The organism is Streptomyces sp. NPDC029836 (assembly GCF_055574495.1).
In genome coordinates this window covers 264,836-288,897 of record NZ_JBVHZI010000002.1, presented here as the reverse complement: position 1 = coordinate 288,897, position 24,062 = coordinate 264,836, and the positions used below count along the sequence as shown (strand labels likewise).

The 24,062-nt window shown below is 72.2% G+C and carries 26 protein-coding genes; 18 read left to right on the top strand and 8 right to left on the bottom strand.

What is annotated here, in order from left to right; translation table 11 throughout:
* Positions 1 to 97: 97 nt before the first annotated feature.
* From ACZ4XJ_RS07125 to ACZ4XJ_RS07115, 3 genes are all read right to left on the bottom strand, one after another.
* Positions 98 to 892, bottom strand: coding sequence for a DsbA family protein (locus tag ACZ4XJ_RS07125; protein WP_468495577.1), 795 nt, complete (start codon positions 890 to 892; stop codon positions 98 to 100).
* A gap of 48 nt (positions 893 to 940) precedes the next feature.
* Entirely contained in the window at positions 941 to 1,630 is a 690-nt protein-coding gene (locus tag ACZ4XJ_RS07120; RefSeq protein ID WP_468495576.1) for a hypothetical protein, read from the bottom strand.
* Positions 1,631 to 1,692: 62 nt separating this feature from the next.
* Positions 1,693 to 3,027: a DUF2252 domain-containing protein gene (locus ACZ4XJ_RS07115; RefSeq protein WP_468495575.1), complete on the bottom strand. Its 1,335-nt coding sequence runs from the start codon at positions 3,025 to 3,027 to the stop codon at positions 1,693 to 1,695.
* A gap of 167 nt (positions 3,028 to 3,194) precedes the next feature.
* On the opposite strand from ACZ4XJ_RS07115, the gene dnaE reads away from it, so the two are divergent.
* Positions 3,195 to 6,737, top strand: a complete 3,543-nt coding sequence (gene dnaE, locus ACZ4XJ_RS07110; RefSeq protein WP_362880595.1) for a DNA polymerase III subunit alpha — start codon at positions 3,195 to 3,197, stop codon at positions 6,735 to 6,737.
* A gap of 69 nt (positions 6,738 to 6,806) precedes the next feature.
* On the opposite strand, the gene ACZ4XJ_RS07105 is transcribed toward dnaE, so the two are convergent.
* The gene (locus ACZ4XJ_RS07105; RefSeq protein WP_362880596.1) at positions 6,807 to 6,971 is read right to left on the bottom strand and encodes a hypothetical protein; all 165 of its coding nucleotides are present in this window, start codon (positions 6,969 to 6,971) and stop codon (positions 6,807 to 6,809) included.
* 211 nt (positions 6,972 to 7,182) lie between these two features.
* Between ACZ4XJ_RS07105 and ACZ4XJ_RS07100 the strand changes: the two genes are divergently transcribed.
* Genes ACZ4XJ_RS07100 through ACZ4XJ_RS07085 form a run of 4 tightly spaced genes read left to right on the top strand, consistent with a single transcriptional unit; the run spans position 7,183 to position 11,110 of the window.
* Positions 7,183 to 8,484: an NYN domain-containing protein gene (locus ACZ4XJ_RS07100; protein WP_362880597.1), complete on the top strand. Its 1,302-nt coding sequence runs from the start codon at positions 7,183 to 7,185 to the stop codon at positions 8,482 to 8,484.
* A 22-nt stretch (positions 8,485 to 8,506) separates the two neighbouring features.
* Positions 8,507 to 9,544 carry an ABC transporter ATP-binding protein gene (locus ACZ4XJ_RS07095; protein ID WP_468495574.1) on the top strand — a complete coding sequence of 346 codons (1,038 nt, stop codon included), beginning with the start codon at positions 8,507 to 8,509 and terminating at the stop codon, positions 9,542 to 9,544.
* Positions 9,541 to 10,314: an ABC transporter permease gene (locus ACZ4XJ_RS07090; protein ID WP_362880598.1), complete on the top strand. Its 774-nt coding sequence runs from the start codon at positions 9,541 to 9,543 to the stop codon at positions 10,312 to 10,314. The genes ACZ4XJ_RS07095 and ACZ4XJ_RS07090 overlap by 4 nt, the downstream gene beginning before the upstream one ends.
* Before the next feature lie 34 nt (positions 10,315 to 10,348).
* The gene (locus ACZ4XJ_RS07085; protein WP_468495573.1) at positions 10,349 to 11,110 is read left to right on the top strand and encodes a hypothetical protein; all 762 of its coding nucleotides are present in this window, start codon (positions 10,349 to 10,351) and stop codon (positions 11,108 to 11,110) included.
* A gap of 32 nt (positions 11,111 to 11,142) precedes the next feature.
* On the opposite strand, the gene ybaK is transcribed toward ACZ4XJ_RS07085, so the two are convergent.
* The 3 genes from ybaK to ACZ4XJ_RS07070 all read right to left on the bottom strand — a co-directional run bounded on the left by ybaK (position 11,143) and on the right by ACZ4XJ_RS07070 (position 14,073).
* Entirely contained in the window at positions 11,143 to 11,640 is a 498-nt protein-coding gene (ybaK, locus tag ACZ4XJ_RS07080; protein WP_383988723.1) for a Cys-tRNA(Pro) deacylase, read from the bottom strand.
* Positions 11,641 to 11,720: 80 nt separating this feature from the next.
* Positions 11,721 to 12,461: an LON peptidase substrate-binding domain-containing protein gene (locus ACZ4XJ_RS07075; RefSeq protein WP_362880601.1), complete on the bottom strand. Its 741-nt coding sequence runs from the start codon at positions 12,459 to 12,461 to the stop codon at positions 11,721 to 11,723.
* A 34-nt stretch (positions 12,462 to 12,495) separates the two neighbouring features.
* Positions 12,496 to 14,073 carry an oxidoreductase gene (locus tag ACZ4XJ_RS07070; RefSeq protein ID WP_468495930.1) on the bottom strand — a complete coding sequence of 526 codons (1,578 nt, stop codon included), beginning with the start codon at positions 14,071 to 14,073 and terminating at the stop codon, positions 12,496 to 12,498.
* Positions 14,074 to 14,207: 134 nt separating this feature from the next.
* Between ACZ4XJ_RS07070 and hisD the strand changes: the two genes are divergently transcribed.
* The 9 genes from hisD to ACZ4XJ_RS07025 all read left to right on the top strand — a co-directional run bounded on the left by hisD (position 14,208) and on the right by ACZ4XJ_RS07025 (position 20,399).
* The gene (hisD, locus tag ACZ4XJ_RS07065; protein WP_468495572.1) at positions 14,208 to 15,530 is read left to right on the top strand and encodes a histidinol dehydrogenase; all 1,323 of its coding nucleotides are present in this window, start codon (positions 14,208 to 14,210) and stop codon (positions 15,528 to 15,530) included.
* Positions 15,527 to 16,636, top strand: a complete 1,110-nt coding sequence (locus ACZ4XJ_RS07060; RefSeq protein ID WP_362880603.1) for a histidinol-phosphate transaminase — start codon at positions 15,527 to 15,529, stop codon at positions 16,634 to 16,636. Before hisD ends, ACZ4XJ_RS07060 begins: the two co-directional genes overlap by 4 nt.
* The gene (gene hisB, locus ACZ4XJ_RS07055) at positions 16,633 to 17,226 is read left to right on the top strand and encodes an imidazoleglycerol-phosphate dehydratase HisB (RefSeq protein ID WP_215035049.1); all 594 of its coding nucleotides are present in this window, start codon (positions 16,633 to 16,635) and stop codon (positions 17,224 to 17,226) included. Before ACZ4XJ_RS07060 ends, hisB begins: the two co-directional genes overlap by 4 nt.
* A gap of 2 nt (positions 17,227 to 17,228) precedes the next feature.
* Complete coding sequence (locus ACZ4XJ_RS07050) at positions 17,229 to 17,396, top strand: hypothetical protein (RefSeq protein WP_281205974.1); 168 nt, start codon at positions 17,229 to 17,231, stop codon at positions 17,394 to 17,396.
* A 5-nt stretch (positions 17,397 to 17,401) separates the two neighbouring features.
* Positions 17,402 to 18,043: an imidazole glycerol phosphate synthase subunit HisH gene (gene hisH / locus ACZ4XJ_RS07045; protein ID WP_468495571.1), complete on the top strand. Its 642-nt coding sequence runs from the start codon at positions 17,402 to 17,404 to the stop codon at positions 18,041 to 18,043.
* Positions 18,043 to 18,783, top strand: coding sequence for a bifunctional 1-(5-phosphoribosyl)-5-((5-phosphoribosylamino)methylideneamino)imidazole-4-carboxamide isomerase/phosphoribosylanthranilate isomerase PriA (gene priA / locus ACZ4XJ_RS07040; RefSeq protein ID WP_362880605.1), 741 nt, complete (start codon positions 18,043 to 18,045; stop codon positions 18,781 to 18,783). Before hisH ends, priA begins: the two co-directional genes overlap by 1 nt.
* Positions 18,780 to 19,160, top strand: coding sequence for a RidA family protein (locus tag ACZ4XJ_RS07035; protein ID WP_362880606.1), 381 nt, complete (start codon positions 18,780 to 18,782; stop codon positions 19,158 to 19,160). Before priA ends, ACZ4XJ_RS07035 begins: the two co-directional genes overlap by 4 nt.
* Positions 19,157 to 19,912, top strand: coding sequence for an imidazole glycerol phosphate synthase subunit HisF (gene hisF, locus ACZ4XJ_RS07030; protein WP_362880607.1), 756 nt, complete (start codon positions 19,157 to 19,159; stop codon positions 19,910 to 19,912). The genes ACZ4XJ_RS07035 and hisF overlap by 4 nt, the downstream gene beginning before the upstream one ends.
* A gap of 202 nt (positions 19,913 to 20,114) precedes the next feature.
* The gene (locus tag ACZ4XJ_RS07025) at positions 20,115 to 20,399 is read left to right on the top strand and encodes a hypothetical protein (protein WP_468495570.1); all 285 of its coding nucleotides are present in this window, start codon (positions 20,115 to 20,117) and stop codon (positions 20,397 to 20,399) included.
* A 32-nt stretch (positions 20,400 to 20,431) separates the two neighbouring features.
* Here the strand turns inward: ACZ4XJ_RS07025 and ACZ4XJ_RS07020 are convergent, their stop codons facing one another.
* On the bottom strand, positions 20,432 to 21,064 hold the full coding sequence (locus ACZ4XJ_RS07020) for a TIGR03085 family metal-binding protein (protein WP_362880609.1): 633 nt from the start codon (positions 21,062 to 21,064) through the stop codon (positions 20,432 to 20,434).
* 84 nt (positions 21,065 to 21,148) lie between these two features.
* Here ACZ4XJ_RS07020 and hisI point away from each other — a divergent pair, with 84 nt between their 5' ends.
* The 4 genes from hisI to ACZ4XJ_RS07000 all read left to right on the top strand — a co-directional run bounded on the left by hisI (position 21,149) and on the right by ACZ4XJ_RS07000 (position 24,015).
* Positions 21,149 to 21,529: a phosphoribosyl-AMP cyclohydrolase gene (gene hisI / locus ACZ4XJ_RS07015; protein WP_362880610.1), complete on the top strand. Its 381-nt coding sequence runs from the start codon at positions 21,149 to 21,151 to the stop codon at positions 21,527 to 21,529.
* 11 nt (positions 21,530 to 21,540) lie between these two features.
* The gene (locus ACZ4XJ_RS07010; protein WP_362880611.1) at positions 21,541 to 23,031 is read left to right on the top strand and encodes an anthranilate synthase component I; all 1,491 of its coding nucleotides are present in this window, start codon (positions 21,541 to 21,543) and stop codon (positions 23,029 to 23,031) included.
* Positions 23,032 to 23,045: 14 nt separating this feature from the next.
* Positions 23,046 to 23,684 (top strand): TIGR02234 family membrane protein, encoded by a 639-nt coding sequence (locus tag ACZ4XJ_RS07005; RefSeq protein ID WP_468495569.1) that lies wholly within the window; start codon positions 23,046 to 23,048, stop codon positions 23,682 to 23,684.
* A 79-nt stretch (positions 23,685 to 23,763) separates the two neighbouring features.
* The gene (locus ACZ4XJ_RS07000; RefSeq protein WP_383988691.1) at positions 23,764 to 24,015 is read left to right on the top strand and encodes an HGxxPAAW family protein; all 252 of its coding nucleotides are present in this window, start codon (positions 23,764 to 23,766) and stop codon (positions 24,013 to 24,015) included.
* Positions 24,016 to 24,062 lie beyond the last annotated feature (47 nt).

Below are 24,062 nucleotides of genomic sequence, written 5' to 3'. Positions count from 1 at the left end.
TTACTGATCGGTACACGCCCGGGAACAGATGTGGGAAGGCAACGGGCGGGCGAACTCCAGGAGTTCGCCCGCCCGTGTGCGGTGGTGTGACGGTGGATCAGCCGGCGAGGGCCTTGTCGAGGGCCGCCGTGAACGCCTCGGCGGTCTGCGGGGTCTCGATCTTCTTGCCGTCCATCTTCAGCGTCGGGGTGCCCTTGACGTCGGAGTTGTCGAAGTCCTTCGACATCTCCAGCGCCCAGCGGTCGTACGTACCGTCCTCGACGGCCTTCTTGAACTCGGCGTTGCCCTTGAGCGCCGGCACCGTGTCCGCGACCTTGAGGAGGTAGTCGTCCTTGGCGAAGCTGTCGACGGTCTCCTCCGGGTGCAGCTCCTTCGAGTAGAGCGCGCCCTTGTAGTCGAGGAAGGCCTGCGGGCTGACGTTCAGCGCGGCGCCCAACGCGCTCAGCGCGTTCTTCGAGCCCTCGCCCTTGACCGCGTTGTCGATGAAGGTGGCGCCGAAGTACTGGAGCTTGTACTTGCCGGCGTCGACGTCCTTCTTGACCTGCTCGCCGACCGCCTGCTCGAAGGAGGCGCACGCCGGGCAGCGCGAGTCCTCGTACAGCTCCAGGGTCTTCTTCGCCTCGGCCTTGCCGACGACGACGGTGGTGCCGTTCTCGCCGGTCGTGTTCTTCGGCTTCACCAGGGCGGCGTCGGCCGCCTTGTCCCAGTAGCCGGGCTGGTTGGCCTGCACGACCGCGTAGCCGACGCCGCCGGCCAGCGCGAGCACGCCGACGACCGCTCCGGCCACGATCACCTGCCGGCGGGCCCGGTCCTTCTTGGCCTGCTTCTCGCGCTCGATCCGCAGCTTCTCGCGGGCCGCCGCCTTGTTCGCCTGGGTGTTGCGTGAACTCATGATGATCTCCGTGGGATGTGCGTGGGGAGGGGGAACCGCGTACGTACGTCAGACGCTCGTGAGCGCCGCGCGTACGGGTGGTCCCCGTCGTCCCACGGAGTGCGCGGGGAACCGGGTACGGCCCCCCGTGCGCGCGACCGGGGGGCGCGGCGCCCGCCCGGCCGTTCCGGCGACCGGCGCCACCGCGGCCACCGCCAGCAGCAGCGGCCGGAACGCGAAGGCCGCCAGGGCCCGTAGCGACCGGGCCAGCGACCGCTCGCCGCCCCGCAGCCAGGCCGCGGCGAGCAGCCCGACGCCGACGTGGGCGCCCAGCAGCAGCCAGGGCGTCCACGGCCCGGGCGCGGCCAGCAGCGCCGCCGGGTCGGAGACCGGCCCGGCCACCTCGGTCAGCGGCCCGCCCACCGGCGTCCCGCCGCACAGCTCGTCCAGACCCAGCGCGCGCAGCGGGCCGGAGACCGGACCGCCGGCGGGGCCGTAGCAGAGGTGCTGCCCGGCGGTGAAGACGGTGTCGGCCGCCAGCTCCAGCGGCACCAGCAGGGCCGCGATCGGGCCGAAGCCGCGCTCCCGGCCCGCCAGCGCGAAGGCGATCACGAACACGCCGACGAAGGCCCCGGCCACCAGGGCGGGCGGCAGCGGCACCCGGGACATCAGTACGTGGGAGCCCGCCGAGAGCAGCACGACGAGCGCGCTGAACAGCGCGGCCCGCAGCCCTCGGAGTCCCGTCCCTGATAGGTCCATCGTCGCGAGTGTGCCACGACTCCCTGTGAACCCGGGCCCTGGGGCCCGGGCTCCGTGGGGAGCTACGACGTGATCCGGCCGTTGCGGAACAGGTCCACGAAGATCTGGTGGTCGGCGCGCGCCCGGGCCCCGTAGGCGTGGGCGAAGTCGACCAGCAGCCGGGTGAAGCCCTCCTCGTCGGCGGCGATGGCCGCGTCGATGGCGCGCTCGGTGGAGAACGGCACCAGGGACTGGCCGCTCTCCGCCTCGTCGGCCGCCGCGTGCATGGTGGCCGTGGCCCGGCCGAGGTCGGCGACCACCGCCGCGATCTCCTCCGGGTCGTCCAGGTCGGACCAGTCCAGGTCCACCGCGTACGGGGAGACCTCCGCCACCAGCTGCCCGGCGCCGTCCAGCTCGGTCCAGCCCAGCCACGGGTCGGCGTGCGCCTGCAGGGCCCGCTGGGAGATCACCGTGCGGTGCCCCTCGTGCAGGAAGTACTCCCGCACCGTCCGGTCGGTGATGTGCCGGGACACGGCCGGGGTCTGCGCCTGCTTGAGGTAGATCACGACGTCGTTCTCCAGGGCGTCGCTGTGCCCCTCCAGCAGGATGTTGTACGAGGGCAGGCCCGCCGAGCCGATGCCCACGCCCCGGCGGCCCACCACGTCCTTGACCCGGTAGGAGTCCGGCCGGACCAGGGACTCCTCCGGCAGCGTCTCCAGGTACCCGTCGAAGGCGGCCAGCACCTTGTAGCGGGTCGCCGCGTCCAGCTCGATCGCCCCGCCGCCCGAGGTGAAGCGGCGCTCGTGGTCGCGGATCTCCGTCATCGAGTCCAGCAGCGAGAACCGGGTGCGCGAGCGGGCGACGCGCAGCGCCGACAGCAGCGGGCCCTCGGCGCTGTCCAGGGTGAAGGAGGGGACCTCCTCCTCGTAGGGGGCCTCGCCGCGGACGGCCAGCCGGTGGATCCGCTCCCGGTAGGAGAGGGCGTAGATCCTGACCAGCTCGCTGATCTGTTCGTCGCTGAGGGCCTTGGTGTAGCCGATCAGGGCGACGGAGGCGGCGAAGCGCTTGAGGTCCCAGGTGAAGGGGCCGACGTACGCCTCGTCGAAGTCGTTCACGTTGAAGATCAGGCGACCTTCGGAGTTCATGTACGTGCCGAAGTTCTCGGCGTGCAGGTCGCCGTGGATCCACACCCGGCCCGTCCGCTCGTCCAGGAAGGGACCGCCGTGCCGGTCGCGCTCCAGGTCGGCGTAGAACAGGCAGGCCGTGCCGCGGTAGAAGGCGAAGGCGGAGGCGGCCATCTTCCGGAACTTGACCTGGAAAGCGGCGGGGTCGGCGGCGAGCAACAGGCCGAACGCGGTGTCGAAGACATCGAGTATCTGTTCGGCGCGCTGTTCGTCGGTCGTCTCGGGAACCGCCATGGCGGATGCCTCCTGGTGGTGCTGGTGGATCACGGTGCCGGTCGGATTCCGGACACCGTCCTTGGCTCTGCAACGGATGACCGTACCCGTCGGTGCCCGTGATCTGTCACCCGCCCGACGTAGACTTCGGGGCTGCCCCCCTCACTCCCGGCCGGAGGACTCCCACTGTGACCAAGCCGCCGTTCACGCACCTGCACGTCCACACCCAGTACTCGCTGCTGGACGGTGCCGCGCGGCTGAAGGACATGTTCAACGCGTGCAACGAGATGGGCATGACGCACATCGCGATGTCCGACCACGGCAACCTGCACGGGGCCTACGACTTCTTCCACACCGCCCAGAAGGCCGGGATCACGCCGATCATCGGCATCGAGGCGTACGTCGCCCCCGAGTCCCGCCGCAACAAGCGCCGCGTCCAGTGGGGCCAGCCGCACCAGAAGCGGGACGACGTCTCCGGTTCCGGTGGTTACACCCACAAGACGATCTGGGCGTCGAACGCCACCGGCCTGCACAACCTCTTCCGGCTGTCCTCCGACGCGTACGCCGAGGGCTGGCTCACGAAGTGGCCGCGCATGGACAAGGAGACGATCTCCAAGTGGTCGGAAGGCCTGATCGCCTCCACCGGTTGCCCGTCCGGCGAGGTGCAGACGAGGCTGCGGCTCGGCCAGTTCGACGAGGCCGTGCAGGCCGCCTCCGACTACAAGGACATCTTCGGCGAGGGACGCTACTTCCTGGAGCTGATGGACCACGGCATCGAGATCGAGCGCCGGGTCCGCGACGGGCTCCTGGAGATCGGCAAGAAGCTCGGCATCCCGCCGCTGGTGACGAACGACTCCCACTACACGTACGCGAGCGAGTCCGTCGCCCACGACGCCCTGCTCTGCATCCAGACCGGCAAGAACCTCTCGGACCCGGACCGCTTCCGCTTCGACGGCACCGGCTACTACCTGAAGTCGACCGACGAGATGTACGCCATCGACTCCTCGGACGCCTGGCAGGAGGGCTGCGCCAACACGCGGCTGATCGCGGACCAGGTCGACACCGAGGGCATGTTCAAGTTCCGGAACCTGATGCCGAAGTTCGACATCCCGGACGGCTACACCGAGGTCAGCTGGTTCCGCGAGGAGACCATGCGCGGCATGCACCGCCGCTACCCGGGAGGCATCCCGGAGGACCGGATGCGGCAGGCCGAGTACGAGATGGACACCATCATCTCGATGGGCTTCCCCGGCTACTTCCTCGTCGTCGCCGACTTCATCATGTGGGCGAAGAACCAGGGCATCGCGGTCGGCCCCGGCCGAGGCTCCGCGGCCGGCTCGATCGTCGCGTACGCCATGGGCATCACCGACCTCGACCCGATCACCCACGGCCTGATCTTCGAGCGCTTCCTGAACCCCGAGCGCGTCTCCATGCCGGATGTCGACATCGACTTCGACGAGCGCAGGCGCGTCGAGGTGATCCGGTACGTGACCGACAAGTACGGCGCCGACAAGGTCGCCATGATCGGCACGTACGGCACCATCAAGGCCAAGAACGCGATCAAGGACTCCGCCCGCGTCCTGGGCTACCCGTACGCCATGGGCGACCGGCTCACCAAGGCCATGCCCGCAGACGTCCTCGGCAAGGGCATCCCGCTCTCCGGCATCCTGGACCCGACGCACCCCCGCTACGGCGAGGCCGGCGAGATCCGCGGGATGTACGAGAACGAGCCCGACGTGAAGAAGGTCATCGACACCGCCCGCGGTGTGGAGGGCCTGGTTCGCCAGATGGGCGTGCACGCCGCCGGCGTGATCATGTCCAGCGAGACGATCACCGACCACGTGCCCGTCTGGGTGCGGCACTCCGACGGCGTCACCATCACCCAGTGGGACTACCCGAGCTGCGAGTCGCTCGGCCTGCTGAAGATGGACTTCCTCGGCCTGCGCAACCTCACGATCATGGACGACGCCGTCAAGATGGTGAAGGCCAACAAGGGGATCGACATCGATCTCCTCGGCCTGCCGCTCGACGACCCCAAGACCTTCGAACTGCTCGGTCGCGGTGACACCCTCGGCGTCTTCCAGTTCGACGGCGGCCCCATGCGCTCCCTGCTGCGCCTGATGAAGCCCGACAACTTCGAGGACATCTCCGCCGTCTCGGCCCTGTACCGGCCGGGCCCGATGGGCATGAACTCGCACACGAACTACGCCCTGCGCAAGAACAAGCAGCAGGAGATCACCCCGATCCACCCGGAGCTGGAGGAGCCCCTCGAAGAGGTGCTCGCGGTCACCTACGGCCTGATCGTCTACCAGGAGCAGGTGCAGAAGGCCGCCCAGATCATCGCAGGGTACTCGCTCGGCGAGGCCGACATCCTGCGCCGCGTGATGGGCAAGAAGAAGCCCGAGGAACTGGCGAAGAACTTCGTCATCTTCGAGGAGGGTGCCAGGAAGAAGGGCTTCAGCGACCAGGCCATCAAGGCCCTGTGGGACGTCCTGGTCCCCTTCGCCGGCTACGCCTTCAACAAGGCCCACTCGGCCGCGTACGGCCTGGTCTCCTACTGGACCGCCTACCTCAAGGCGAACTTCCCGGCCGAGTACATGGCCGGACTGCTCACCTCGGTCAAGGACGACAAGGACAAGTCCGCGATCTACCTGAACGAGTGCCGCCGCATGGGCATCAAGGTGCTCCCGCCGAACGTGAACGAGTCCGAGCCGAACTTCGCCGCCCAGGGCGACGACGTGATCCTCTTCGGGCTCACCGCCGTGCGCAACGTCGGCCAGAACGTCGTCGAGTCGATCATCAAGACCAGGAAGGCCAAGGGGAAGTTCTCCTCCTTCCCCGACTTCCTGGACAAGGTCGAGGCCGTCGTCTGCAACAAGCGGACGGTCGAATCGCTGATCAAGGCCGGCGCGTACGACGAGATGGGCCACACCCGCAAGGGGCTCGTCGCCCACCACGAACCCATGATCGACAACGTGGTGGCGGTCAAGCGCAAGGAGGCCGAGGGACAGTTCGACCTCTTCGGCGCAATGGGTGACGAGGGCGGCGCCGACGAGCCCGGCTTCGGCCTGGACGTGGAGTTCTCCGACGTCGAGTGGGAGAAGTCCTACCTGCTCGCCCAGGAGCGCGAGATGCTCGGCCTCTACGTCTCCGACCACCCGCTCTTCGGCCTGGAGCACGTCCTCTCCGACAAGACCGACGCCGGCATCTCCCAGCTGACCGGCGGCGAGCACTCCGACGGCGCGGTCGTCACCATCGGCGGCATCATCTCCGGCCTCCAGCGCAAGATGACCAAGCAGGGCAACGCCTGGGCCATCGCCACCGTCGAGGACCTGGCCGGCTCCATCGAATGCATGTTCTTCCCCGCGACCTACCAGCTCGTCTCCACCCAGCTGGTCGAGGACACCGTCGTCTTCGTCAAGGGCCGCCTGGACAAGCGCGAGGACGTCCCCCGCCTGGTCGCCATGGAGATGATGGTCCCCGACCTCACCTCCGCCGGCACCAACGCCCCCGTCGTCCTGACCATCCCCACCGTCAAGGTCACCCCGCCGATGGTCACCCGGCTCGGCGAGATCCTGCGCCACCACCGGGGCAACACCGAGGTGCGGATCAAGCTCCAGGGCCCGCGCAGCACCACCGTGCTACGGCTCGACAAGCACCGCGTCCAGCCCGACCCGGCGCTCTTCGGCGACCTGAAGGTGCTGCTCGGACCGTCCTGCCTGGCCGGCTAGCGGTCGTCGTACGTACGGAGGGGCGCACCCGGAAGCCGGGTGCGCCCCTCCGTGTACGCGCGGGATGCGTCAGTTGTGGCCGAACTTCTTTTCCTTGCGCTTGTGCGCCATGTCCATCGGACTCGGCGACGGGGAGAGCGACTCGCCCTGCTGGCTCGCGCTCTTGCCCGGGTCCTGCGCCGAGGTGCGCTCCTGGGACTTCGCGGGCTGCTTCTGGTTCTTGTTCTTGGCCATGGAATGCCTCCGTGGGGGTGTAGGGGCCAGGGCCGCCTTCACACTCACACAGCACCACAACCCGCGCATTTTGGATCATTACCGCGCGTGGTGAGCGCCCCGTCCCGGCGGCCCCGAGAGATCCGCCACGCCGATGATCGAGTTCCGGCCTTCAACGCCCGCGCGGTCGGGCAGACTCGGGGAATCCCGATCGAGGACCCCCAGGGAAGAGGTGGAACGCGTGGACCGCTGCGTCGTCCTGGTGGACGCCGGCTACCTGCTCGGCGCCGCCGCGAGCCTCCTCGCGGGGGAACCCTCCCGCTCCCGCATCACCGTCGACCACGCCGCCCTCATCCAGGGCCTGCGCGAGCGCGCCGAGGCCGACACCGAACGGCCGCTGCTGCGGATCTACTGGTTCGACGGGGCACCCGATCGGGTGCCCCAACCCGAACACCGCCGACTGCGCGTCATGCCCCGCGTCACCGTTCGCCTCGGCGCCCTGACCCGCAGCGACGGCCGCTGGGCCCAGAAGGGCGTCGACGCGGCCATGCACGCCGAACTCACCGAACTGGCCCGCAACCGGGCCTGCTCCGACGTGGTGCTGGTGACCGGCGACGGCGACCTGCTGCCCGGCCTGATGTCCGCCAAGGAACACGGGGTCGCCGTCCACCTCTGGGCCGTCCAGGCCGCCGACGGGGACTACAACCAGTCCGAGGACCTCGTCGCCGAGGCCGACGAACGCCGCGTCCTGGACCGCGCCTGGATCACCCGCGCCGTCCGCGCCCGCGACCTCACCGGACTGTGCGCCCCGGCGCCCAGCCCGCGCCCCGAGATCGCCGCGATCCTCTCCGCGCCCCTGCCCGAGGCCGCCCTCGCCGAAGCCGCCCGCAACGGGGCCCCGCCCGCCCCGGCCGCCCCGAACGCCCCCGTGCCGGCCCCCGCCGGCGAGGCCCCCAAAACCGTCCCCACCCCCAAGGACCTCGCCTCGCTGCGCGCCCCCGGCCAGGCCCAGGGGCCCGCCGGGCCGACCCCGCAGGGCACCCCGCCGCCCGCCGGGAGCGCCCTGCGCTGGTCCTCCGACAAGGGCTGGATCGACCGGGCCGGGCCCCTCGGCGAGCCCGCCGAGACCGCCTCCCTGCCCACCCTCGCCCAACTCACCAGCGCCGAACAGCGCTGGGCGGACCGGGAGGAGGACATCACCACCGTCGGCGGCGACCCCTTCGAGGTGGGCCAGGTCTTCGCCCGCCGCTGGATGGAACGCCTCCCCGAAACCGTCCACCTGCAAAAGCTCGCCACCATGTACCCGCGTGTCCCGCACCGCATCGACGGCGAGCTGCTGCGCTACGCCGCCCGCTTCGGGCTGCTCGCGCACAAGGACGACCAGATCGACGAACACGACCGGTACGCCATCCGGGCCGGCTTCTGGCGGGAGATCGACGTCCGGGCCGCCGCCGAGCACGTGAGCGGTGCCCCGGGCCCCGCGAGCGCCCCGCAGCCCGCGAGCCCGAGCACCCCGGCGGCCGACCAGGGGTGAAAGCCGCGTAGGCTGCTCCCTCGTGAGTACGGGCACAGCACAGGCAGGGCACACCGCGGCGGCAGCCGCGGAAGCGGCCTCCGACGTGGTCTGCGCGGTGCGTGACCTGGTCAAGACCTACCCCGCGGTCCGCGGCCGGCGCGGGGCCCCCGCACTCCCCGAGACCCGGGCCACCGACGGGATCTCCCTGACCGTCCGGCGCGGCGAGGTCTTCGGCCTGCTCGGCCCCAACGGCGCCGGCAAGTCCACCCTGGTCCGCCAGCTCACCGGCCTGCTGCGGCCCGACAGCGGCTCCGTGACCCTGCTCGGCCACGACCTCGTACGCCACCCCGAACGCGCGGCCCGCCTGCTCGCCTACCTGGGGCAGGAGTCCACCGCGCTCGACGAACTCACCGTCTCCCTCGCCGCCGAGACCACGGCCCGGCTGCGCGGGCTCGCGCTGCGCGACGCGCGGGCCGCGCGGGACGAGGTGCTGGAGGAACTCGGACTGACCGGGATCGCCGGTCGGCCCCTGAAGAAGCTCTCCGGCGGCCAGCGGCGCCTCGCCTGCCTCGCCACCGCGCTGGTGGGGGAGCGGCCGCTGCTGGTCCTCGACGAACCCACCACCGGCATGGACCCCGTGGCCCGACGGGCGGTGTGGGCGGCCGTCGACCGCCGGCGAGCCGCGCACGGGGCCACGGTCCTGCTCGTCACCCACAACGTCATCGAGGCCGAGACCGTCCTCGACCGGGTCGCCGTCGTCGACCACGGCAAGGTCATCGCCTGCGACACCCCGGGCGGACTCAAGGCCATGGTGTCCGACGAGGTCCGCCTCGAACTCGTGTGGCGCACCGCCCCGCCCCTGGACGTGCCCGCCGTCGCCGCGCTCGCGCCCGCCGCCGCCGAATCGGGCCGCCGCTGGGTCCTGCGGCTGCCGCAGGACGAGGCGCGCGCGGCGGTCGCCGCGGTGACGGGCGGCCCCGCCTTCGCGGCCCTCGACGATTTCACGTTGGCCACGCCGAGCCTGGAGGACGTCTACCTCGCGCTGGGTGGACGGATGAAGGGTCTGGTCAAGTCGTGACCACCGCTGTCGTTCCCGGGGTGCTCGCACCCCGCGCCCGGTTCTTCCCGGCGCTCGCCGCCGTCTACCGGGCCCAGCTGTCCCGGGCCCGGGTGGCCCGGATCCCGCTGCTGTTCGTGGCGACCTTCCAGTCCGTCGGCATCATGATCCTGATGCGCGGAGTGGTGGACGGGGGCTCCGAGGCGCGGGCCGTCGTCGCCGGGTCCTCGGTGCTCGTCGTCGCCTTCGTCGCGCTGAACCTGCTCGCCCAGTACTTCGGGCAGTTGCGGGCCGGCGGCGGGCTCGACCACTACGCCACCCTGCCCGTGCCGCCCGCCTCGGTGGTGCTCGGCGCCGCCGCCGCGTACGCCTCCTTCACCCTGCCCGGGACCCTGGTCACCGCCGTCTTCGGGAGCCTGCTGTTCGGGCTGCCGATGGGCGGCCTGTGGATCCTGGCGGCGGTGGTGCCGCTGGCCGGCGCCGCGCTCGCCGGGCTCGGGGCGGCGCTCGGACTGCTCGCGCCGCGCCAGGAGCTGGCCACGCTGGCCGGGCAACTCGGCATGTCGGCGGCGCTGCTGCTGGGGGTGCTGCCGCCCGAGCGGATGCCGGACGTGATCGTGTGGGCCCGGGACCTGCTGCCGTCGACGTACGGGGTCGAGGCCTTCGCGGAGACCTTCGCCCCGCACCCCGACTGGGCGGCCGTCCTCATCGACCTCGGGGTGTGCGCCGCCGTCGGCGTACTGTCGCTGGCCGTCGCGACGTGGGCGTACCGCCGGGCGGCGGTCCGCTGACGCCGGTGCCGGGCGTACCTGGCACGATGTGGGGGTGACCGAAGCCGTGACCCCGCCGCCGTCCCCGCACGACCCGCCGCAGCCCCCGCCCGCGGCGGAGCCGGCGGGCCGGCCCGGGCAGCCGCACGCCGGGCAGCAGCACCTGGACGAGCCGCACCCCGGACAGCCGCAGCCGCAGGACGCGACGCACGCCGACCCCCGGTCGGACGAGCCGGGCGGGGTCGCCGGGGGCATCACCGCCGCGGACGTCCGTGACGGGGCCGCCGTCGCCCTGGTGGTCGGCGTGGCCGGCGTGCTCCTCGGGCTGCTGTGGGCGTGGCTCGCACCCCGCGCGCAGTACGTCTCCAACGGGGAGGCCGTCTTCCTGCGCGACACCGAGAGCGAGGCGCGGATCGGCGCCGACGGCACCTTCTTCCTGCTGGCCCTCGGCTTCGGCGTGCTCAGCGCGGTCGCCGTCTTCCTGTGGCGTCGGCGCGGGGGGGTCCCCGTCGTGATCGGCCTGACCCTCGGCGCCTGCTTCGCCTCGCTCGCCGCGTGGCGGCTGGGGCTGCTGCTGGGCCCGAGCGGGAACCTGCCGGCGGCCGCCGCCGAGGCGGGCAAGGGCGTCCCGTTCGACGCCCCGCTCCAACTGCTGGCCCACGGGGTGCTCCTGGTGTGGCCGATGGCGGCCGTCGCCCTGCACCTGGGCCTGACCACGCTGTGGTCCCCCCGGGAGCCCCTCCCGGCGGAGGACTGGGGCACCTACCCGCCGCCGCACGTCCACGTCGACCTGAAGAAGGACGCCCCGCGCGACTGACGCCGGCGCTTCCGGGTGCCACGACCCGCGGTCTAGGCCCGGGCGATCGGGGCCAGCACCGCGGCCGTGAGCGCCGTCAGGTCCGCCGGGGACAGTTCGACCTCCAGGCCCCGGCGGCCCGCCGAGACGCAGACCGTCGGGTGGTCGGCCGCCGAGGCGTCCACGACCGTACGCAGCCGCTTGCGCTGCCCGAGCGGGGAGATCCCGCCGCGGACGTAGCCCGTGGTGCGCTCCGCGAGGGTCGGGTCCGCCATCGCGGCGCGCTTGCCGCCCGACGCGGCGGCCAGGGCCTTCAGGTCCAGGGAGCCCGAGACGGGGACCACGGCGACGGTGAGGACCCCGTCCACGTCCGCGACGAGGGTCTTGAAGATCCGGTCCGCGGGGACGCCGAGGGCCTCGGCGGCCTCCTCGCCGTACGAGGGGTGGGCCGGGTCGTGCTCATAGGCGTGGGTGGTGAACTCCACGCCCGCCGCGGTGAGGGCGACGATCGCCGGCGTGCCCGCCGGACCGGCCGGCTTCTTCTTCGCCATCAGTTCGGACTCGTCATCAGTTCGGACTCGTCATCAGTTCGGACTCGCCATCGGTTCGGCCCCGGTCGGTTCGGTCCCGGTCAGTTCGGGCTCGTCGGGGTGCGGGTGAGTTCCACCGCCGGGAGGGACGGCAGGTGCCGGATCACGGCGGTCTCCGAGCGGAGCAGCTTCAGCTCCTCCGCCAGCCGGGTCGCGGTGTCCGGGGCCTGGAGCAGGCGCTGCTTCGCCGGGATGTCCAGTACGGCCGCGGCCGCCACCAGGTACGACACCACCGACGGCTCGTCCGGCAGGTCGGGCGGCGAGGCGAGCGAGCGCTCCCGGGCCCCGGCCAGCCGCTTCTGGTAGCTCCGGAAGGCCCGCAGCACGCCCTCCGACAGGGCGCCCGCGCCGTCACCGGCGTCCTCCGGCAGCTCCTCCAGCTCGGCGACGAGGAAGGGCCCCGACGCGTCGACGGAGAGCAGTCGGACCCGGGTCGTGCCGGTGGCCAGGACCTCGAAGCTGCCGTCCTCGCGCTCCCGGATCGTGGCCGCTTCGGCGACGCAGCCGACCCGGTGGAAGGCCTGGATCGGGTCCGCGCCGAAACCCGCCGCCGGGCCCCGCTCGGGCAGGGCCGTCTGGTCGGGCAGGCCGGGCGCGGTGGGGGCCGCCTCCCGGCCGTCGCGGATCGCGACGACCGCGAAGCGGCGCGGCTCGTCCTCGCCCGACTTCAGCAGTTCGCGCATCATGGCGCGATAGCGCTCCTCGAAGATGTTCAGCGGCAGCACGAGGCCCGGGAACAGAACCGAGTTCAGCGGGAAGAGGGGCAGGCGAACGGTGGTCACGAGGCACAGGGTAGTGGCCGGACGGCCGGAGCCGTCACCCCCGCCTCAACAGCCGTGACGCGCCCGCCGCCACCGTCGTGGCCAGGATCCAGCCCAGCAGGACCAGGGCCGCCGAAGCCCACTGCCAGCCGCCCGCCATCTTCCAGTGGCCCTCCTGGCCGAGATCGATCACCGGCAGCAGGAGGTCCAGCGCGTACAGCGCGGCGTTCCAATGCGGGTGCTCGTCCGCCTTGACCGGCCGCGGACGGTGTCCGAGGAACATCAGGGTCCCCGCCGCCCACAGCAGCGCCATCCACAGCGCGGCCCGGCCCGGCCGGTAGCCGTAGACCACCGTCCAGTCCTGGAGCAGGCCCCAGGCCCGGGCCGCCGGTGGCAGGGTGGATCGGCGGCGGCGCTGTTTGGTCAGCAGCACCTCGCGGGCCTCCGCGTCCTCCCCGCCGTCCCGGAGCACGGTGGCGAGCCGCTCGTACGGCTCGGGGGAGTACTGGGGGGTCGCCGCGGCCACCCAGGCCAGGCGCCGGGCGAGGGTGAAGTCGCCGCGGGGCGCGACCTTCGCGTAGACGAACCCCTCCATGGACAGCCGGCCCGGGCCCGGCCAGCTCGTGTGCCGGTCGACCAGCTTGTCGACCGTGGAGCCGGAGACCACGACCCGGCCGCGCCGCGGGGCCTCCCCGACGAAACGGAACTCCGGGGTCTGGATCCGTCGCAGCGAGACCTCCTGGTCGGGGGCGAGGTCGAAGCGGGCCCCGTAGAAGTCGACGGAGTCGCCGAAGCGCCCGTCGTCCAGCCGCAGGGAGCCCCGGCACTCGAAGGCCCGGCCGGGGCCGCCGTTCGTGGGGGTGCGGCTCCAGTCGTTGCCGTAGGCCCGGTCGCCGTTCGGGGTGGTGAGGGCGATGGAGGTCAGGTACAGCGTCCGCTCGACGGTCAGGGTGGGCGCGTTCAGGGCCCGCTGCCCGTCCCGGGCGCTCAGCCGCGCACCGCGCAGGCTCATCGAGCCGCCGACCTTCGCCCCGCGCAGGCTGACCTCGCCGTGCGTCCGGAGCATGTCGGCGTGGAAGTCCTGCGCGATGGAGATCCCGTCGGCCGAGATCGCCAGGCCCCAGTCGTCGGCCCGCGCGACGACCCGGCTCATCAGCAGGTCCGTGCCGATCTGCGCGCCCTTCAACCGGATCCCGCGCGCCACCCGGGAATCCACCAGGTGCAGGTCGCCCTCGGCGTGCAGCCGGGCCGCCTCCAGCCGGGGCAGCGCGCAGTTGTGCAGCCGCAGCGTGCCGCAGCGCGCTTCGGACAGCCGGACGTCCGCCTCGAAGCGGCACGAGCGGATCTCGACGTACGGGGCGACCGTGCCACCCGAAAGGTCCAGCCGCCCGGTGATCCGCGCCCCGCGCAGCTTCAGGCAGCCCACCCGGCCCGGCACCGGTTCGGGACCGGCCAACAGCAGCAGCGCCACCACCTCGGCCCGTACCGACCGCTCCGGACCCCACGGCGCCCCGTCGTGCGGCGCCGTCGGCCCCTCCCCGGGGGCCCGGAAGTCACAGATCGTGCCCGCGCGGAAGGTCTCCCACATCCGCCGCTCGGCGTCGGTCAGGTCCCCCGGCGGTGCCTGCGTCATCACTTCGGTCATGGCGGCCCCCCGCTGTCACGTGCGTGTACGCCCACGCTAAGCGGTGCCTGTGACATCCGGGACGCGTATCACTCAGTGATACGGGCGAACGGTCGCGGGAGACGGTCTGAGAGAATTGGGGCGTGATCTCTCGTATCGACCTGCGCGGTGACACCCTCCCCGAGGGTGGCGCCCTGCGCGATCTGCTGCCCCGTGCCGAGTTCGACGTAGCGGCCGCCCTGGAAAAGGTGCGGCCCATCTGCGAGGACGTCCATCATCGTGGCACGGCGGCGCTGATCGACTACGCGCGGAAGTTCGACGGGGTCGAGCTCTCGCAGGTCCGGGTGCCCGCGGAGGCCGTCAAGGCCGCCCTGGAGCAGCTGGATCCGGCCGTCCGTGCCGCCCTGGAGGAGTCGATCCGGCGGGCCCGGATCGTGCACCGCAACCAGCGCCGCACCGAGCACACCACCCAGGTGGTCCCCGGCGGCACCGTGACCGAGAAGTGGGTTCCGGTCGAGCGCGTGGGGCTCTATGCCCCGGGCGGCCGCTCCGTGTACCCGTCCTCCGTCGTGATGAACGTCGTCCCGGCGCAGGAGGCGGGCGTCGAGTCGATCGCGCTGGCCTCCCCGCCGCAGAAGGAGTTCGACGGGCTGCCGCACCCCACCATCCTCGCCGCGTGCGCGTTGCTCGGCGTGGACGAGGTGTACGCGGCCGGCGGGGCGCAGGCCGTCGCGATGTTCGCGTACGGGACCGACGAGTGCGCTCCCGCGAACATGGTGACCGGCCCCGGCAACATCTGGGTCGCCGCCGCCAAGCGGTACTTCACCGGGAAGATCGGCATCGACACCGAGGCCGGCCCCACCGAGATCGCCGTCCTCGCGGACTCCACGGCCGACCCGGTGCACGTCGCCGCCGACCTGATCAGCCAGGCCGAGCACGACCCGCTGGCCGCCGCCGTCCTCGTCACGGACTCCGTCGAGCTCGCGGACGCCGTCGAGAGGGAACTGCGGCCGCAGGTCGCGGCCACCAAGCACATCGAGGACCGGATCAAGCCGGCTCTCGCGGGCCGACAGTCCGCGATCGTCCTCGTCGACAGCCTGGAGGACGGCCTCAAGGTCGTCGACGCGTACGGCGCCGAGCACCTGGAGATCCAGACCGCCGACGCCGCCGCTCGGGCCGCCCGCGTGCGCAACGCCGGCGCGATCTTCGTCGGCCCGTGGTCCCCGGTCTCGCTGGGCGACTACTGCGCAGGCTCCAACCACGTGCTGCCCACCGGCGGCTGCGCCTGCCACTCCTCCGGCCTGTCCGTGCAGTCGTTCCTGCGCGGCATCCACATCGTCGACTACACGCGGGACGCCCTCGCCGAGGTCACCCACCACGTGGTGACGCTCGCCGAGGCCGAGGACCTGCCCGCCCACGGCGCCGCCCTGAAGGCGCGCTTCGGATGGAAGGTGCCCACCCCGTGAGCTTCGGCATCGACGACCTGCCCATCCGGGACGAGCTGCGCGGCAAGACCCCGTACGGCGCCCCGCAGCTCGACGTACCCGTCCAGCTGAACACCAACGAGAACCCGTACGAGCTGCCCGCCGCACTCGTCGCCCGCATCGCCGAACGCGTCGCCGAGGCCGCCCGCACCCTCAACCGCTACCCCGACCGGGACGCGGTCGAGCTGCGCACCGAGCTCGCCGCCTACCTCACCCGTACCGGCAAGCACCCCGTCGCGCGGGAGAACGTCTGGGCGGCCAACGGCTCCAACGAGGTCCTCCAGCAGCTGCTGCAGACCTTCGGCGGGCCCGGCCGCACCGCGATCGGCTTCGAGCCCTCGTACTCGATGCACGCGCTGATCGCCCGCGGCACCGGAACGGACTGGATCTCCGGCCCGCGCCGCGCGGACTTCACCATCGACCTCGAAGCGGCGGAGCGGGCGATCGCCGAGCACGCCCCCGACGTCGTCTTCATCACCTCGCCCAACAACCCCACGGGCACCGCCGTCGCGGCCGAGACCGTCCTCGCCCTCTACGAGGCCGCGCAGGCGGCCAAGCCGTCCCTGGTCGTCGTCGACGAGGCGTACGTGGAGTTCAGCCACCGGGACTCGCTGCTGCCCCTCATCGAGGGCCGCCCCAACCTGGTGGTCTCCCGGACCATGTCCAAGGCCTTCGGCGCCGCGGGCCTGCGCCTGGGCTACCTGGCCGCGCACCCCGCCGTCGTGGACGCCGTCCAACTGGTGCGCCTGCCGTACCACCTGTCGGCCGTCACCCAGGCGACCGCGCTGGCCGCCCTGGAGCACACGGACACCCTCCTCGGCTACGTCGAGCAGCTCAAGGCCGAACGGGACCGGCTCGTCACCGAGCTGCGGGCCCTCGGGTACGAGGTCACCGACTCCGACGCGAACTTCGTCCAGTTCGGCCGGTTCGAGGATTCCCACACCGCCTGGCAGCAGATCCTCGACCGGGGCGTCCTGGTCCGGGACAACGGCGTACCGGGACGGCTGCGGGTCACCGCCGGCACCCCGGCAGAGAACGACGCGTTCCTGGAAGCGGTTCGCGCACTGAAGAAGGAGCAGCAGGCATGAGCCGCATCGGACGGGTCGAACGGACCACTAAGGAGACCTCGGTCCTCGTCGAGATAAACCTCGACGGCACGGGCAAGGTCGACGTGTCGACCGGCGTGGGCTTCTACGACCACATGCTCGACCAGCTCGGCCGCCACGGCCTCTTCGACCTCACCGTCAAGACCGAGGGCGACCTGCACATCGACAGCCACCACACCATCGAGGACAGCGCCCTCGCGCTGGGCGCCGCCTTCAAGCAGGCCCTCGGCGACAAGGTCGGCATCTACCGCTTCGGCAACTGCACCGTGCCGCTCGACGAGTCCCTCGCCCAGGTGACCGTCGACCTGTCCGGCCGCCCGTACCTCGTGCACACCGAGCCCGAGAACATGGCGCCGATGATCGGCTCGTACGACACCACGATGACCCGGCACATCTTCGAGTCCTTCGTCGCGCAGGCCCAGATCGCCCTGCACATCCACGTCCCGTACGGCCGCAACGCCCACCACATCGTGGAGTGCCAGTTCAAGGCGCTGGCCCGGGCGCTGCGCTACGCCGCCGAGTTCGACCCGCGCGCGGCCGGCATCCTGCCCTCCACGAAGGGCGCGCTCTAGCCGTGAACGGCCTCAACACCATCCTGATCGTCGTCGGCCTCTTCCTGGCCGGCGGCGTCTACTCCTTCCAGAAGCAGAAGATGCCGCTGTCGCTCATCATCCTGCTCACCATCGGTTCCGTGATGTGCCTGGCCGCCGGAGTCCTGCGGATCCAGGGGATTTGGGAGTGAGCCCGGTGACCCCCACCAAGAAGGTCGTCGTCTTCGACTACGGCTTCGGCAACGTCCGTTCCGCCGAACGCGCCCTCGCGCGCGTCGGCGCGGACGTCGAGATCACCCGCGACTACGACAAGGCGATGGACGCCGACGGCCTCCTCGTCCCCGGCGTCGGAGCGTTCTCCGCCTGCATGAAGGGGCTGCGCGACGTACGCGGCGACTGGATCATCGGCCGCCGGCTGTCCGGCGGGCGCCCCGTCATGGGCATCTGCGTCGGCATGCAGATCCTCTTCGAACGCGGCATCGAGCACGGCGTGGAGACCGAGGGGCTCGACGAGTGGCCCGGCACCGTCGGCCCGCTGAAGGCCCCCGTCGTCCCGCACATGGGCTGGAACACCGTCGACGCCCCCGCCGACAGCCAGGCCTTCGCGGGCCTGGACGCCGACGCCCGCTTCTACTTCGTGCACTCCTACGCGGCGCACGACTGGAGCCTGGAAGTCACCAACCCGCTGATCCGCGCCCCCAAGGTCACCTGGGCCACCCACGGCGAGCGCTTCGTCGCGGCCGTGGAGAACGGGGCCCTGTGGGCCACCCAGTTCCACCCGGAGAAGTCCGGCGACACCGGTGCCCAGCTCCTCACCAACTGGATCGAGACCCTGTGATGACCGCACCCACCCTCGAACTCCTCCCCGCGGTCGACGTCCGCGACGGCCAGGCCGTGCGCCTCGTCCACGGTGTCTCCGGCAGCGAGACCTCGTACGGCTCCCCGCTGGAGGCGGCCCTCGCCTGGCAGCGCTCCGGCGCCGAATGGCTCCACCTCGTCGACCTGGACGCCGCCTTCGGCACCGGCGACAACCGCGCCCTGGTCGCCGGGATCACCGGCGCCATGGACATCAAGGTCGAGCTGTCCGGCGGCATCCGCGACGACGCCTCGCTCGCCGCCGCCCTCGCCACCGGCTGCACCCGCGTCAACCTCGGCACCGCCGCCCTGGAGACCCCCGAGTGGGCCGCCAAGGCCATCGCCGAGCACGGCGACCGGATCGCCGTCGGCCTCGACGTCCGCGGCACCACCCTCAAGGGCCGCGGTTGGACCAGCGAGGGCGGCGACCTCTACGAGACCCTCGCCCGCCTGGACGCCGAGGGCTGCGCCCGCTACGTCGTCACCGACATCGGCAAGGACGGCACCCTCACCGGCCCCAACCTGGAGCTGCTGAAGAACGTCTGCGCCGCCACCGACCGGCCCGTCGTGGCCTCCGGCGGCATCTCCTCCCTGGACGACCTGCGCGCGCTGTCCGCGCTCGTGCCGCTCGGCGTCGAGGGCGCGATCGTCGGCAAGGCCCTGTACGCCAAGGCCTTCACCCTGGAAGAAGCCCTGAACGTGACGAAGGCAGGCTCCGCATGAGTTCCGTACGTCGTATCTCCTCCGGCGGCCCGTACGAGGACGTCATCGCGTACTCCCGCGCCGTCCAGCTCCCCAACGGGCTGGTGCTCGTCTCCGGTTGCACCGCCGGTGACGCGGGCGGCCCGTACGACCAGGCCATCGCCGCCTTCGGCGTCGCGTTCGAGGCCCTCGCCCAGGCCGGACTCGGCCCCGAGGACGTGGTGCGCACCCGCATCTACCTCACCCACGCCCGTGACGTGGACGAGGTGGGCCGCGCCCACAAGACGCTGTTCGACGCCGTCCGCCCCGCCGCGACGATGCTCATCGTCTCCGGCTTCGTCGACCCGTCGATGGTCGTCGAGGTGGAGGTAGAGGCGTACCGGGAGCCGTCCGCATGAGCCTCGCCGTACGCGTGATCCCCTGCCTCGACGTGGACAACGGCCGCGTCGTCAAGGGCGTCAACTTCCAGAACCTGCGCGACGCGGGCGACCCCGTCGAGATGGCCAAGCTGTACGACGCCGAGGGCGCCGACGAGCTGACGTTCCTCGACATCACCGCCTCCTCCGGCAACCGCGAGACGACGTACGACGTGGTGCGCCGCACCGCCGAGCAGGTCTTCATCCCGCTGACCGTGGGCGGCGGCGTCCGTACCGCCGACGACGTGGACAAGCTGCTGCGGGCCGGGGCGGACAAGGTCGGCGTCAACACCGCCGCCATCGCCCGCCCCGAGCTCATCCAGGAGATCGCCGAGCGCTTCGGCCGCCAGGTGCTGGTCCTGTCCGTCGACGCGCGCCGCACCGCCGCCGGCTCCTTCGAGGTCACCACGCACGGCGGCCGCAAGGGCACCGGCATGGACGCCGTCGAGTGGGCGCACCGCGCCGCCGAACTCGGCGCCGGGGAGATCCTGCTCAACTCGATGGACGCCGACGGCACCAAGGACGGCTACGACACCGAGATGATCGCGGCCGTCCGCAAGCACGTCACCGTCCCGGTGATCGCCTCCGGCGGCGCCGGTACCCTCGCGCACTTCCCGCCGGCGATCGCCGCCGGGGCCGACGCGGTGCTCGCCGCCTCGGTGTTCCACTTCGGCGACCTGCGGATCTCCGAGGTCAAGTCGTCGCTGCGCGAAGCGGGCCACCCCGTCCGCTGAACCACCCGCCGCCCGGCGAAAAACACCTGCCGCGTCCCGCCCGTCCCGCCTCATCTGGTCCAGACCAGTTCAGGAGGGGGTGCGGTGGGCGCGGCAGCCGTGTTGCGTGACGGGAACGTCCTGCGGTGGCTCGGGGCGTACGCCGCCTCCCTCATCGGGGACGGGACCTACTTCCTCGCCCTGCCCGAGCCTCGCGTGGGCGGTGGCGCTCGCGCTGGTGACCGGGCTCGTCTGCGGGATCCGCGGCGGCCTGGCCGTCGCCCTGATCCAGACGGCGACCGACCCGGCCCACCTGGGCCGGGTCGGCTCCGTCATGGCCTTCACGGCCGTGGGCCTGGCCCCGCCGGCCTACCCCGCGTTCGGGATCGCCACGCAGCTGTGGGGGATCACCCCGGTGTTCCTCGCCGGCGGCGCGCTCAGCATGGCCGGCGCGGTGGTAGGCACCTCGGCGCCCGAAGTGCGCCGCGCGGAACTGGCCTTCGCCTGACCCCGCGTCCTGGCACCGACGTGCCGACCGGCTCAGAGCCCCAGGCGGGCCTGCGTCAGGCGGGACACGGCCTCCTTCGGGCCGTCCAGTTCCACCGCGGCGGCGGCCTGGCGACCGAAGCAGAACAGGGTCAGTTCCCCCGGCTCACCCGTGACCGTCACCACCGGGGTGCCCTTGTGGGCCACCGAGGTCTGACCGTTCGGGCGGCGCAGCACGAGGCCGACGGGGGACTTGCGGCCCGCGAGCCGGGCCATCCGGTCCAGCCGCGACCACAGGGCGTCCGAGAACACCGGGTCCAGCTCCCGCGGCGACCAGTCCGGCTGCGCGCGCCGGACGTCCTCGGCGTGCACGTAGAACTCGACCGCGTTCGCGGCCTCGTCGATCTGCTTCAGCGCGTACACCGACATCTTCGGCGGTCCGGTCCGGATCAGCTGGAGGAGCTCCTCGTACGGCTTCGCGGTGTACTCCTCCATCGTCTTGTCCAGCCGCGCCTTGAGCACGTTCAGCAGCAGGCCGGCCGCCGCGTCCGGGCGCCGCTCCCGGATCACCACGTGCGCGGCCAGCTCCCGCGTCCGCCAGCCGGCGCACAGGGTCGGGGCCTCCGGGCCCGCGGCTTCCAACAGGTCGGCCAGCAGCAGTCGTTCACGCTTCGCATGGGTAGACATGGCGGCAAGCCTACGGCCGGAACCGATCGCCCGCCCGCTCATCAGCTGGACAGCGATCCGTGATCGTCGCCCCGACCCGGCACAATGGCCCCCATGAGTACGCCCTCCCTCGACCCCGCCATCGCCGCCCGCCTCAAGCGCTCCGCGGACGGTCTGGTTCCGGCCATCGCCCAGCAGTACGACACCGGTGAGGTGCTCATGCTCGGCTGGATGGACGACGAGGCCCTGCACCGCACGCTGACCACGGGACGCTGTACGTACTGGTCCCGCAGTCGCGGCGAGTACTGGGTCAAGGGGGATACTTCCGGCCACTTCCAGCACGTGAAGTCCGTCGCCCTGGATTGCGACGCGGACACCCTGCTCGTGAAGGTCGACCAGGTCGGGGCCGCCTGCCACACCGGCACCCGCACGTGCTTCGACGCCGACGTCCTGCTCTCCGACGCCTCTCCGACGCCGAATAGGTAGGGTCCCACGCCATGGATCTTGAGACGTTCCGCAAGCTCGCGGTGGACCGCCGCGTCATCCCCGTCAGCCGCAAGCTGCTCGCGGACGGGGACACCCCCGTCGGCCTCTACCGGAAGTTGGCCGCCGAACGTCCCGGCACCTTCCTGCTGGAGTCCGCGGAGAACGGCCGGTCCTGGTCCCGGTACTCCTTCATCGGCGTGCGCAGCGACTCCACCCTCACCGTCCGCGACGGTCAGGCGCACTGGATCGGCACCCCGCCCGTCGGCGTCCCCACCGACGGCGACCCCCTGGACGCGCTGCGCGCCACCGTCGAGGCCCTGCACACCCCCCGCGACCTCGCGGCCGGCATGCCCCCCTTCACGGGCGGCATGGTCGGCTACCTGGGCTACGACATCGTGCGGCGTCTGGAGCGCATCGAGGAGCACGGCGGCGACGACCTGGAGCTGCCCGAGCTGACCATGCTGCTCACCTCCGACCTTGCGGTCCTGGACCACTGGGACGGCACCGTCCAGCTCATCGCCAACGCGATCAACCACAACGACCTCGACACCGGCGTGGACGAGGCGTACGCGGACGCGGTGGCCCGCCTGGACGCCATGCAGACCGACCTGGCCCGGCCCGCGCCCTACCTGCCCACCCCGCTGCCCGTCTCCGAGCTGCCCGAGTTCTCCGCGCTGTGGGGCGGCGAGCAGTACCGGGCCGCCGTCGAGGACATCAAGGAGCGGATCCGGGCCGGCGAGGCCTTCCAGGTGGTGCCCTCACAGCGCTTCGAGACCCCCTGCGAGGCCTCCGCGCTGGACGTGTACCGGGTGCTGCGGGCCACGAACCCGTCGCCGTACATGTACCTCTTCCGGTTCGAGAACGGCTTCGACGTGGTCGGCTCCAGCCCCGAGGCGCTGGTCAAGGTCGAGGACGGGCGGGCGATGGTCCACCCGATCGCCGGCACCCGGCACCGCGGCGCGACCCCGCAGGAGGACAACGACCTCGCGGACGAGCTGCTCGCCGACCCCAAGGAGCGCGCCGAGCACCTGATGCTCGTCGACCTGGGCCGCAACGACCTGGGCCGGGTCTGCGAGCCGGGCTCCGTCGAGGTCGTCGACTTCATGAGCATCGAGCGCTACTCGCACGTCATGCACATCGTCTCGACCGTCACCGGACGCGTCGCCGAGGGCCGCAGCGCCTTCGACGTGCTCACCGCCTGCTTCCCGGCCGGCACCCTCTCGGGGGCGCCCAAGCCGCGCGCCATGCAGATCATCGAGGAGCTGGAGCCCACCCGCCGCGGCCTGTACGGCGGTTGCGTCGGCTACCTGGACTTCGCCGGCGACTCCGACACGGCCATCGCCATCCGCACGGCGCTGCTGCGCGACGGGACGGCGTACGTGCAGGCCGGCGCGGGGGTCGTCGCGGACTCGGTGCCCGAGCTGGAGGACAACGAGTGCCGCAACAAGGCGGCCGCCGTGCTCCGCGCGGTCGGAGCGGCGAACCGCCTCCACCGGGGCTGAGGCCGTAGGGGATAGTGGGGTACGTGAGTGCCGTACCCCACCCCCGCACCGAAGCCGAGGCCCCCGAGAGCAAGGCCGGCCGCCGCAGCGTCGCCGTCGCCCTGCTGCTCGGCGCGCTCGGCGCCACCGTCGTCCTGCTCGCCTCCGGCCGTGTCTGGGCCCGGGGCAGCGCCGCCGTCGGCGGCGACCGGTTGCCGCTGACCGCGGACGGGCAGGCCGTCACCGGCCTGCCGGCGGCGCTGGCCATCGTCGGCCTCGCGGCCCTGGTGGCCGTGTTCGCCGTACGCGGCCGCAGCCGGCTGCTGGTGTCCGGGCTGCTCGCGCTGAGCGGTCTGGGCTCCGCGCTGGCCGCCCTGGCCGCCGCCGACGACCGCCGCACCCTGGACGACCGGGCCGCCACCGCGACGGCGGACACCGCCGCCCGGGTGGCGGAACTGACCCATACGGTCTGGCCGTACGTCGCGGCCGGTGGCGCCGTCCTGATCCTGCTCGCCGGGCTGCTGGCCCTGCGCTACGGCCGGGGCTGGCCCGCGATGGGGGGCCGCTACGAGCGTGACGGCAGCCCCCGGCCGCGCAAACCCGCCGCGATGGACCCGGACCGGCCGGAGGACTTGTGGAAGGCTCTGGACCGCGGCGAGGACCCGACCCGCTGAAGAATCATCCCGCCCGGTGCGGGACAATGTCCCCGAGCGTGCGGCACAGCACGTGAGACAGAGCAACGAGGAGCAACTCATGGCGGGCACGAGCCACGGACACACCCCGGCCGCCTGGACCGGTGTCATCATCGCCTTCATCGGTTTCTGCGTCTCCGGCGCCTTCATGGTGCTGGCGAACCCGCTCGGATTCTGGGCGGGCCTCGTCCTCGTCGTGGTCGGCGGTGTCGTGGGCATGGCGATGCGGGCAGCGGGCATGGGCGCGCCGAAGGCCGCCCACCGCGACCTCGCCGAGGTCATCGCCGCCAACCGGGTTCCCGCCAAGGTTTGAGCGCGGCACCCGTGGACCGGCAGGGACACGGTTCGAAAGGCGCGGCC